Consider the following 10,504-nt stretch of genomic DNA (forward strand, 5'->3'; position numbering starts at 1 on the left):
GTGGACGGATTCGCCCGATTTGAATTTGTCATGAATTTTGCCGGATAAAATGGCGGTTCCACCGATGGGCCGTATCGTCGTAAAATCGTGCTTATTGATGTCAGCACGCAACGCCGCACCGTAAACTTGGACCAGCTCGTACTCGATCTCACGCCTACGCCGCTGCCGGCCTTCGACAATTTCCTGGCCGAGCGCAACCGCGAGGTGATCACCGCCCTGACCGCCACCGAAGGCGAACGCTTCATCTATTTATGGGGCGAGCCAGGTTGCGGCAAAACGCATCTGTTGCAGGCCTGGATCGCCCATGCCGAGCGGCTGGGGCGCGCCGCCATCTATCTGGACGGCAAGGGCGACCATCTGCCGGATTTCGCGCGCGAGGCCAGCTTCATCGCCGTGGACCATGTGGACGACCTGGCGCCGGACGACCAGATCATGCTGTTCTCCTTCTACAACTCCTTGAAGGAGGGGGGCGAGGGCCGCCTGCTGATGGCCGGGCGCAAGCCGCCGCTGGCGCTGTCGGTGCGCGACGATCTGCGCACTCGCCTCGGCTGGGGCCTGGTGCTGGAAGTGAAGGCCTTGTCCGACGACGACAAGCTGGCGGCCCTGCGCAGCCACGCCGCCAACCGGCAGCTGTCGATTCCGGACGACGTCTACCGTTATCTGCTTACCCATTGGCGGCGCGACCTGACCAGCCTGATCGCGATGATAGACATGCTGGACCGCTACTCGCTGGCGCTGCGGCGCCCGATCACGGTGCCGCTGGTGAAAAACGTTTTGCAAACCGCTACCCCGGAATCATGACCACTTCCACCGCCAAACGCAGGCTTGCCCTGTTCGACCTCGACCATACCCTGATCGCCGGCGACTCCGACTTCGAATGGCCGCGCTTCCTGATCAAGCGCGGCATTCTGGACGCCGCCGAGTACGACGAGCGCAACAGCTACTTCTACCGCCAATACCAGAACGGCACGCTGGACATGAACGAGTACCTGGCGTTCATCCTGGCGCCGCTGACCCGCTTTTCGCGGCCGCAGCTGGACGAGCTGCACGCCGACTATCTGGAAAACCACATCAAGCCGCTGATCCCGAACAAGGCGCGCGAGCGCTTGGCCGCCCACCGCGCCGAGGGCGACCAGATCGTCATCATCACCGCGACCAACCGCTTCATCACCGGGCCTATCGCCCGCGAGCTGGGCGTGGAGCACCTGATCGCCATCGAGCTGGAAGAAGACGCGGCCGGCAACTTCACCGGCCGGCCGACCGGCGTGCTGAGCTTCAAGGAAGGCAAGATCACCCGCATCGAGCAGTGGCTGGCCGAGCGCGGCGAGAGCTGGGACAGCTATGGCGAAAGCTTCTTCTACAGCGACTCGCACAACGATCTGCCGCTGATGAAGCTGGTGGACCACCCGGTGGCGGTGGATGCTGACGACAAGCTCAAGGCCTATGCCGAGGAGCATGGCTGGCCGGTGATCTCGCTGCGCGATTGACTTTTCTGGCCGTTTGTAAAGCGTAGGGCGGGCAGGCCACAGGCCTTGCCCGCGTTTTTGCTTTTAGATGGCCAGGCGAGTGGCTATGGCGTCGCGCCGCCGCCATCATGGTTGATGCGGGCAAGGCCCAAGGGCCTGCCCGCCCTACGGGGATGTCGAAATGGATGCTTTTCAGGATTTTCTGCGCCGCGCCGAGGCGGTGCTGGCCAGGCTGGAGCCGATGCTGCCGCCGCCGCGGCGCGAGCCGGACTGGAGCGCCTGGGCTTTCCGCTGGCACCGCCAGGGGCTGGCCGGTTGGCTGGAGGCGGTGCATGAGCCGCATACGGTGGCGGTGGAGCAGTTGGCCAGCGTCGACGCGCAGCGCGAGCAGCTGCTGGCCAACACCCGCCAGTTCGTCGCCGGCTTGCCGGCCAATAATGCGCTGTTGACCGGCGCGCGCGGCACCGGCAAGTCGTCGTTGGTGAAGTCCTTGCTGCCGCTGTTCGGCAAGCAAGGCTTGCGGCTGATCGAAATCGACCGCGAGCATCTGGCCGATCTGCCGCAGCTGGTGGAGCTGCTGGCTGGGCGGCCGGAACGCTTCATCCTGTATTGCGACGACCTGTCCTTCGAGCAAGGCGATGCCGGCTACAAGGCCTTGAAGAGCGCGCTGGACGGCGGCCTGGCGCGGCGTTGCGACAATCTGCTGGTGTACGCCACCTCCAACCGCCGCCATCTGCTGCCGGAGGCGATGAGCGCAAACCGCGAGGGCTGGCTCAAGGATGGCGAGATCCATCCCGGCGAGGCGATAGAAGAGAAAGTCTCGCTATCCGACCGCTTCGGCCTGTGGCTGTCCTTCTATCCGTTTGACCAGGATGCGTATCTGGCGGCGGTCAAGTCGTGGCTGGGGCATTTTGGCCTGAAATACGGCAACAAGGCCGAACGCGCGGCCTTGCAGTGGAGCCTGACGCGAGGCAGCCGCTCCGGCCGCGTGGCCTGGCAGTTCGCTTGCCACTGGGCGGGCAGCGAGAGGCTGGCGAAGCGAGTGGGAAAAAAATAGTCTGGAAAATAATTAAATGTCATTATTCATGTTTTGGAGAGAAGGCATGAAAATGATGAGAGGACTTTTGCTGGCCGCTGCCGTGTGCTGCCCGCTGGCGGCCTGGGCCGGATGCGATTGGCCACGCATCAATGAGGAATTTCACCAGATTCTGGATCGCGACCAGACGGGCAGAAAAACATTGGAACAGTTGGAAGCCGAGGCGATGAAGATGGGGCTGCAAGCCGACCCTGCCCGCGTCGCCGCCATCTGGGAAAAACAAAACCGGGACGACGCCGCCAACCGGCGCTGGCTGGATGAGCTGGTGGCTCGTTGTGGATGGCCGCAGACGCCGAATGTGGAAAAACCAGTGCTGGATGTGGCCTGGTTTGTGTTGCAGCATGCGGATCAGGAGCCGATTGAATATCGGCTGAAATACTTGCCTTATCTGCGCCAGTCGGTTGCGCGCGGCGATTTGGCGGCCAAGCGACTAGCCATGTACGAGGACAGGGTGCAATTGCAGCAGGGCAAGCCGCAGCGCTATGGCAGCCAGGCGATGCAAGTCGACGGCGGTGTTTCCCTGCTGCTGCCGGTTGAAGATCCCGAGCGTCTGGACGAGCGGCGCAAGGCTATCGGCTTGCAGCCGATTTGCGAGTATCTGCAGCACTTTGTGCCGATGATGGGACCGGTGCGTTATCCACCCTGCATCAAGCCGCAGCCGCCTGAGGGGTCTTGATCCATATGCTGGCAGCCAATCACCCAAGCTGCTAAGGTGGCGGCCTGCGCAATCAAGGCAAAAATCGCATGAGCAATCAGACAATCGATGTGGTGGCCGGCGCGCTGATGCGGCCGGACGGCAGTTTCATGCTGGGCAGCCGCCCAGAGGGCAAGCTCTACGCCGGCTACTGGGAGTTTCCCGGCGGCAAGGTGGAGCCGGGCGAGGGGCATTTCGAGGCGTTGCGGCGGGAGTTTGCCGAGGAGATGGGCATCGAGGTCACGTCCGCCACGCCATGGCTGACCAAGATCCACCATTACGAACACGCCTCGGTCTACCTGCGTTTCTTCCGCATTTGGAGTTGGACAGGCGAGCCGCAGCCGCGCGAGGAGCAGGCCTTCGCCTGGCAGACGCCGGGACAACTGACGGTGGCGCCGATGCTGCCGGCCAATGGACCCATCCTGAAATCGCTGCAGTTGCCGGATGCTTACGCCATCACCTGCGCGCATGAGATGGGCGTGGAGGCGCAACTGGCTGGACTTGAGGCAAAGCGCTGGGGCTGGGTGCAGGTGCGCGAGCCGCAGATGGGCCGCGATGAGCTGGCGGACTTCGTCGCCCGCGCCGCCGTCATCGTCCATGGCTATGGCGGCCGGCTGGTGGTCAATGCCGATCCGGCCTGGTGCGCGGATTGGCCGGTGGACGGCGTGCATCTGAACGGCGCGCGCTTGCATGGCTTGCGCGCGAGGCCGGATTTCAGTTGGGTGGGAGCGTCGCTGCACAATCGCGACGATCTGGCCAAGGCCGGTGAGCTGGGCCTCGACTACGCCCTGCTGGGCCATGTGGCGGCTACCGCCAGCCATCCGGGCCAGGCGCCGCTGGGTTGGGATGGTTTCGCCGCCTGTTTGGCGGGCGAGGTGCCGCTGCCGGTGTATGCCTTGGGCGGTCTGTCGCTGGGCGATCTGGAGGCGGCGCGACAGCAGGGCGCGCATGGCGTGGCCTTGATGCGGGGAGCGTGGCGATGACGGCCAGGCAGCGCAAGCTGCTGATTCTGGGTGTGGCGCTGATTGCGTTCGGCGCCATCAAGGCTGGCCTGATTTTCTGGTATTTGAACCACAAGCCGGCGGCGCAGGCGGCGCAGCGTTTATCTTGCGATCCCTCGCGCGGCAGCTGCGCCCTGCCGGGCGGAGGCGGTTTGCGCTTCGACAGCGCGCCGGAGCATGGCAAGCCGTTTGTGGTCAGGCTGCGGGACGCGGCGGCGGCCACGCCGCCGACGGCGGACTTCACCATGCCGGACATGGACATGGGATTCAACCGCTATACCTTCGTCCGCGACGGCGCCGATTGGAAGGCGACGGTGACGCTGCCGATGTGCGTCAGCGGCAGCCGCGCCTGGCTGGTGGAAGTCCGCCACGGCAAGGATGCTTATCAACTGCCATTCCAAGTGGTGCGTTAGGCTTCTGCCTATGCCGGCAAACGCCGGCGCAATCCATCTTTCAGCCATAAAAAATACCGTTCACTCCAGGAAGTGAACGGCATGGCCGCCTTGGCGGCGGCGTCGCTAAGCGCAAAGCGGGCCTAGTGGCGCTTCAACTCGCCTTCCCACTTGGCCACCACTGCGGTGGCGATGGAGTTGCCCACCACGTTGGTGGCGGAGCGGCCCATGTCCAGGAAGTGGTCGATGCCCAGCAGCAGCAAGAGGCCCGCTTCCGGGATATTGAACTGCGCCAGCGTGGCGGCGATCACCACCAGCGAGGCGCGCGGCACGCCGGCCATGCCCTTGGACGTCAGCATCAGGATCAGCAGCATGGAGATTTCCTGCGCCAGCGTCAGGTCGATGCCATAAGCCTGGGCGATGAAGATCACCGCGAAGGTGCAGTACATCATCGAGCCGTCCAGGTTGAACGAGTAGCCCATCGGCAGCACGAAGCTGGCGATCTTGTTGGACACGCCGAAGCGCTCCAGCTGTTCCAGGGTCTTCGGATACGCGGCTTCGGAGCTGGCGGTGGTGAACGACAGCAGCAGCGGCTCCTTGATCATGCCCATCAGGTGCAACAGGCGCGGGCCGACGATCAGCACGCCGACGGCGATCAGCAGCGCCCACAGGATGCCGATGGAGAAATAGAACTGGGCCATGAACTTGCCGTAGGTGCCGAGGATGGACAGGCCTTCCTTGGCGACGGTGGCGGCAATGGCGCCGAACACTGCCAGCGGGGCGAAGTTCATCACGTAGCTGGTGACCTTCAGCATGACGTGGGCGACGACGTCGATCACGTCGATCAGCGCCTTGGCGCGATCGCCCAGCGCGGCCATCGCGCTGCCGAAGAACACCGAGAAGATCACGATCTGCAGGATTTCGTTGTTGGCCATCGCCTCGAACACGCTCTTGGGAATGGCGTGGGTGACGAAGTCCTTCAGCGAAAGGGCGCCGGCCTTGATCCCGGAGTCGGCGTGCAGGTCCGGCAGCGGCAGGTTCAGCGCCACGCCCGGCTTCAGGATGTTGACCATGATCAGGCCCAGGGTCAGCGATACCAGCGAGGCGCCGATGAACCAGCCCATGGTTTTGCCGCCGATGCGGCCCACCGATTTGGCGTCGCCCATTTTGGCGATGCCGACCACCAGCGTGGAAATCACCAGCGGGGCGATGATCATCTTGATCAGCCGCAGGAAGATATCGGTGAGGATGGACATGCCGTCGACGAAGGATTTGATCGCGGCGGCGTCATCGCCGGCATGCTGACGGAAGAGATAGCCTACCAGGATGCCCAGCAGCATCCCGACCAGGATCAAGGCCGTGAGTTTTTTTGACTTCATTGAGTTGTTCCTGCCTGTTTGAGACGATTCAAAACGAGCGTAGCGTTTTCGTAACATGACATTCGTGTGGCGGGGTAGTTACGAATGCGCGCCGGAGGGTAGGCTTGCCAAGCCATGTTCGGCCGGTTGTTTTATTGTTTTAGCCCGGACGGTGGGGGTGACGCCTGTTTTGTCAGACAGGCGGGGCCGGCCGAAGGGAGACGATTATAGTGCGTTAGCTGGAGCTTGTCTTGGCAGGATTTCAGTAATTGCTTTTCACATTCGAATGTGGTTTGCGCTTTTAATGCCTTATGATTTTTGCGGCTTGCCTGAAAATGAATTTTGGTTTTTTTGGCCTCGTTTTGCGCAATAAAAAGGGCAGCGCCAGCTGCCCATGTAGTGTGTCGACAACATCGCCGACGTTCAGTGGTGAATGTCCAGGGTAATGTCCCCGCGTTCTTCCGCCACGGTTTCCAGGATTTCCAGGATGGTGGCGTAGATATCGGCGCCTAAGGCTTTTCGCGCCTCGGCGGTATCGCGCCAAACCAACTCGAACGGTCCGGCCACGTCATTGGCCAGGCTGTCGTACAGGGCGTCCAGATTGCGGCCGAAATGGCTGGGCAGCTTCAGTTGCCGGCTGAGTTCGTCGAACAATTGATCCAGGCTGCGGATGTGATGCAGTTCGCACACGGTTAGCGGCATGGCGCCACCTCGATGAAGTTGTTGTAGTGATCGACGCTGACATAGCGCAGGCCTTGCTTGCTGAATACCAGGCGGTAGGCGCCGCGCTTGCCTCCTTTATAGTTCAGGTCGGCCTCCTGCCACTTGCCGGCCGGCAGCCGCTTTTCGTAATTGCCGAAGCGGTCGCCGCCGATGGACTTGCCCTTCAGCGCCGGCACGCTCCACAGGCTGCGTCCGGCCTTCCAGCCAGCGTCTTGGGCCTGGCGCTTGGTGACGAACTTGTCCGGCAGGCGGCCGTCGCGGTTCAGGCTGAGCAGGGCGTCGCTGAGTTCCGCCGTATCGAGCTTGTTGCCGCTTTGGCGATTGGCCTGGGCGGCGGCGTCCGCGCAGGACGGCTGGGCGAGCGCCGGCAGGCTGAGGGCCGCCAGCAAGAGCAATAGAGAGGTGGTTTTCACGATTTTGTCCGGTGGCGAAGGGAAACGGCATGATTCTAGCTTGCTGCCCGCAGCTTGGGCAGAACTCAATCAGGCCAGCGGCACGGACTCCACCGGGAAGGGCTGGCTTATCAGCTGCGGCAGGCGCAAGGCCATCTCGCCAGCGTCTTCCGCCGTGGTGATGAAGCGATAGTAGCCATCGGCCTGGCTGTCGAAGCCGTGTTGCTGGATCAGGTCCGCCACGCGGCGTGCGATGGCCTCGGCCGGATCGTACAGCCGGATCGCGTCGCCGGTGACTTCGCGTATCAGCGGCGCGAGGAAAGGATAGTGGGTGCAGCCCAGGGCGATGTGGTCGATGTTTTCGCTCATCAGCGGCTCCACCACGCGGCGCACCAGCGCGCGGGTGCGTTCGCCGGACAGCTCGCCGGCTTCGACTTGCTCCACCCAGCCGTGGCCGGCGCGGCGCAGCACGTCCACGTCGCCGGCGTGCGCGTCCAGCAGCGTTTTGACGCGGTCGCTGGCCAGCGTGTATTCAGTGGCCAGCACGGCGATGCGGCCGGTGCGGCTCATCGCCGCCGCCGGTTTGATCGCCGGTTCTATGCCGACGATGGGCAGCGTGAACTCCTCGCGCAGGGCGGTGATGGCGGCGGTGGTGGCGGTATTGCAGGCCACCACCAGGAGGGTGGCGCCCTGGCTGATCAGGTAGCGGCCCACGGTCAGCGCGCGGTCTATGATTTCTTCGCGGCTGCGCGAGCCGTAAGGGCAATAGGCCTGGTCGGCCAGATAGGTGATCGGCCAGCCGGGCAGGGCGGCGCGCACCGCGCGCCATACCGACAGCCCGCCCAGGCCGGAATCGTACATCGCAATCATTTTGCCGCTCAGTTGTTCTGGATGACGATCTTGGGGAATTTGCCGGAGAAGTCCTGCGCCTTTTCGCCCACCTTCACCGCCACGCGGCGGGCGATGGCGCGGTACAGCTCGGCCGGCTTGCCGTCAGGGTCGGCCGCCACGCTGGGCTTGCCTTCGTCCGCGGCCAAGCGGATGGCCAGGTCCAGCGGCAGCGAGCCCAAGAGCTCCACGCCGAAGTCCTGCGCCATTTTCGCGGCGCCGCCTTCGCCGAAAATGTGCTCTGCGTGCCCGCAGTTGGAGCAGATGTGGATGGCCATGTTTTCCACCAGGCCCAGAATCGGCACGCCGACCTTCTGGAACATGGTGACGCCCTTGCGCGCGTCCAGCAGGGCGATGTCCTGCGGCGTGGTGACGATCAACGCGCCGGTGACCGGCACTTTCTGCGACAGCGTAAGTTGGATGTCGCCGGTGCCCGGCGGCATGTCGATGACCAGATAGTCCAGATCGTCCCAGCGGGTGTCGTTCAGCAGCTGCTGCAGCGCCTGGCTGACCATCGGGCCGCGCCATACCATGGCTTGGTCCGGGTCCACCAGATAGCCGATGGACATGGTTTGCACGCCGTGATTGGACAGCGGGATCAGCTTGCCGTCCGCCGCTTCCGGCTTTTGGCCCTGCAGGCCCATCATCAACGGTTGCGACGGGCCGTAGATGTCGGCGTCCAAGAGGCCGACGCGCGCGCCCTCGGCGGACAGCGCCAGCGCCAGGTTGGCAGCGGTGGTGGACTTGCCGACGCCGCCCTTGCCGGAGGCGACGGCGATCACGTTTTTCACGCCAGGCAGCAGCGGCACGCCGCGCTGGGCGGAGTGGCTGACAATCTGGCTGGAGACCTTGACTGTGACGGCGCGGCCCGCCGCCAGCGGCGCCAGCGCCTGTTCAAACTGCTGGCGGATCAAGTCGAACTGGCTCTTGGCCGGGTAGCCCAGCACCACGTCCAGGCTGATTTCGGCGTCGCCGCATTGCAGGTTTTTGACATTCTTGGCCGCGATATAGCTCTTGCCGGTGCTGGCGTCGAGCAAGGGCTTCAGGGTTTCCAGGATCTGAGTTTCGAGCTGTGCCATGGTTTCGTTCTGCTTGGCCGCGTCGGCTTGGCCGCCGAATAGCCGGGTGAGTTTGGAGAACATGCTGGGTACGCGATGAATGGTTGCGCCTATTTTACGCCGGATTGCGGCGTCGTGCGCGGGGTATCGCGCCTGAGCGCCTCGTTTGTCAGAGGGCGAAACCGAAGGATGCCGCTCGGAAGCGGCTGATGTCTATCAGTTTTTTTTGATATAAACCGGCTGCTGGCGTAAAATGATCGGTTTTCCCGGCGCGGTGCTAGCGCCTTCAAGGCTCGGCCCCGTCAGGCCGCGGGCCCTGTTCTTTGTCAAAGAAAGGCATTTCCCGCTTTATGCAGTCCAAACACGCCAAACTCACTTGGTCCAACCTGCTGTTCCCGCTGGCCCTGGTCCTGTTCGAATTCGCCGTCTACATCTGCAACGATATGGTGCAGCCGGCCATGCTCTCCGTCACGCGCGAATTTCTGGTGGACGCCTCCTGGGCGCCGGCCTCGATGACTGCCTTCTTGGCCGGCGGCGCGTTGCTGGCCTGGCTGACCGGCCCGCTATCCGACCGCATCGGCCGCCGTCCGGTGCTGCTGTTCGGCGTGGCCTACTTCACCGTGATGTGCCTGGCCACTTATCTGGTCAGCTCCATCGAAGCCTTCATCGCGCTGCGCCTGCTGCAGGGCATAGGCCTGTGCTTCATCAATGCCGTCGGCTATGCCTCGCTGCAGGAGTCGTTCGAGGAAACCGCCGCCGTGCGCGTGACGGCGCTGATGGCCAATGTGGCGCTGATCGCGCCGCTGGTCGGCCCGCTGGCCGGCGCGGCCTTGATCGAGTTGGCGCCGTGGCGCAGCGGCTTCCTGTTCATCGCGGCGCTGTCGCTGCTGGCTTTGCTTGGCCTGTTTTTCCGCATGCCGGAAACCGTCCAGCCCAGCCATGAAAAGCTGCCGCTGTCGCGCATGGGCCGCGACTATATGAAAGTGTTCAGTCATGGCCGCTTTGTGCTGTCCGCGCTGTGCATTCCGCTGCTGGCGCTGCCGCTGATGGGCTGGATCGCGCTGTCCCCGGTGCTGCTGGTGCGCGATCTGGGCATGAGCACCGTAGAGTACGGCCTGATGCAGATTCCGGTGTTCGGCGGCCTGATCGCCGGCAACCTGGCCTTGGCCGTGATCGCCGACCGCTGGCCGCTGGGCCGCTCCGCGCTGGTGGGCATGTGGCCCATCGTCGGCGGGTTGGCGCTGATGGCGGCCGGCGTGGCGTTCTCGTCCGTTCCGCAATATTGGATGGTGGCCGGCATGAGCCTGATGGCCTTCGGCGAGGGCATGGCCTTCGGCGTGCTGTACCGCTTTGCGCTGATGTCCTGCGACAAGGCCGGGCGCGGCACGATTTCCGCCAGCATGAGCATGCTGTCGATGGCAGGCTACGCGGTGGGC

Annotated in this window: 12 protein-coding genes; 7 read left to right on the forward strand and 5 right to left on the reverse strand. The window is 63.8% G+C overall.

The features are described 5' to 3' along the window. The first annotated feature begins 126 nt into the window (after positions 1 to 126). The 6 genes from hda (at position 127) to BI343_RS08375 (ending at position 4,670) form a co-directional block, all read left to right on the forward strand. The gene (hda, locus tag BI343_RS08350; RefSeq protein WP_043624244.1) at positions 127 to 801 is read left to right on the forward strand and encodes a DnaA regulatory inactivator Hda; all 675 of its coding nucleotides are present in this window, start codon (positions 127 to 129) and stop codon (positions 799 to 801) included. After that, positions 798 to 1,487 (forward strand): histidinol-phosphatase, encoded by a 690-nt coding sequence (locus tag BI343_RS08355; RefSeq protein ID WP_043624243.1) that lies wholly within the window; start codon positions 798 to 800, stop codon positions 1,485 to 1,487. The genes hda and BI343_RS08355 overlap by 4 nt, the downstream gene beginning before the upstream one ends. A gap of 160 nt (positions 1,488 to 1,647) precedes the next feature. Next, positions 1,648 to 2,523, forward strand: a complete 876-nt coding sequence (locus tag BI343_RS08360) for an ATP-binding protein (protein WP_071109354.1) — start codon at positions 1,648 to 1,650, stop codon at positions 2,521 to 2,523. Between the two features lie 46 nt (positions 2,524 to 2,569). Continuing rightward, complete coding sequence (locus BI343_RS08365) at positions 2,570 to 3,238, forward strand: DUF6624 domain-containing protein (RefSeq protein WP_139165681.1); 669 nt, start codon at positions 2,570 to 2,572, stop codon at positions 3,236 to 3,238. A 68-nt stretch (positions 3,239 to 3,306) separates the two neighbouring features. After that, a complete protein-coding gene (locus BI343_RS08370; protein ID WP_071109356.1) occupies positions 3,307 to 4,239 on the forward strand; it encodes a Nudix family hydrolase in 933 nt (310 codons plus the stop codon). Then, positions 4,236 to 4,670 (forward strand): hypothetical protein, encoded by a 435-nt coding sequence (locus BI343_RS08375; protein WP_071109357.1) that lies wholly within the window; start codon positions 4,236 to 4,238, stop codon positions 4,668 to 4,670. Before BI343_RS08370 ends, BI343_RS08375 begins: the two co-directional genes overlap by 4 nt. A gap of 122 nt (positions 4,671 to 4,792) precedes the next feature. Here BI343_RS08375 and BI343_RS08380 read toward each other — a convergent pair whose 3' ends face one another. The 5 genes from BI343_RS08380 to apbC form a co-directional block, all read right to left on the reverse strand. Beyond that, positions 4,793 to 6,028, reverse strand: a complete 1,236-nt coding sequence (locus BI343_RS08380; RefSeq protein ID WP_071109358.1) for a dicarboxylate/amino acid:cation symporter — start codon at positions 6,026 to 6,028, stop codon at positions 4,793 to 4,795. A 402-nt stretch (positions 6,029 to 6,430) separates the two neighbouring features. After that, positions 6,431 to 6,709 (reverse strand): barstar family protein, encoded by a 279-nt coding sequence (locus BI343_RS08385; RefSeq protein ID WP_043624233.1) that lies wholly within the window; start codon positions 6,707 to 6,709, stop codon positions 6,431 to 6,433. Next, positions 6,700 to 7,143: a ribonuclease domain-containing protein gene (locus tag BI343_RS08390; RefSeq protein ID WP_083340870.1), complete on the reverse strand. Its 444-nt coding sequence runs from the start codon at positions 7,141 to 7,143 to the stop codon at positions 6,700 to 6,702. The genes BI343_RS08385 and BI343_RS08390 overlap by 10 nt, the downstream gene beginning before the upstream one ends. Positions 7,144 to 7,212: 69 nt before the next feature. After that, on the reverse strand, positions 7,213 to 7,992 hold the full coding sequence (gene murI, locus BI343_RS08395; RefSeq protein WP_071109360.1) for a glutamate racemase: 780 nt from the start codon (positions 7,990 to 7,992) through the stop codon (positions 7,213 to 7,215). A gap of 8 nt (positions 7,993 to 8,000) precedes the next feature. Then, complete coding sequence (gene apbC / locus BI343_RS08400) at positions 8,001 to 9,152, reverse strand: iron-sulfur cluster carrier protein ApbC (protein WP_083340871.1); 1,152 nt, start codon at positions 9,150 to 9,152, stop codon at positions 8,001 to 8,003. 266 nt (positions 9,153 to 9,418) lie between these two features. Between apbC and BI343_RS08405 the strand changes: the two genes are divergently transcribed. Then, positions 9,419 to 10,504 (forward strand): MFS transporter (locus tag BI343_RS08405; RefSeq protein WP_071109361.1); only part of this gene is annotated, 1,086 nt, incomplete at its 3' end.

This window comes from Chromobacterium amazonense (assembly GCF_001855565.1).
GTDB classification, from domain to species: domain Bacteria; phylum Pseudomonadota; class Gammaproteobacteria; order Burkholderiales; family Chromobacteriaceae; genus Chromobacterium; species Chromobacterium amazonense.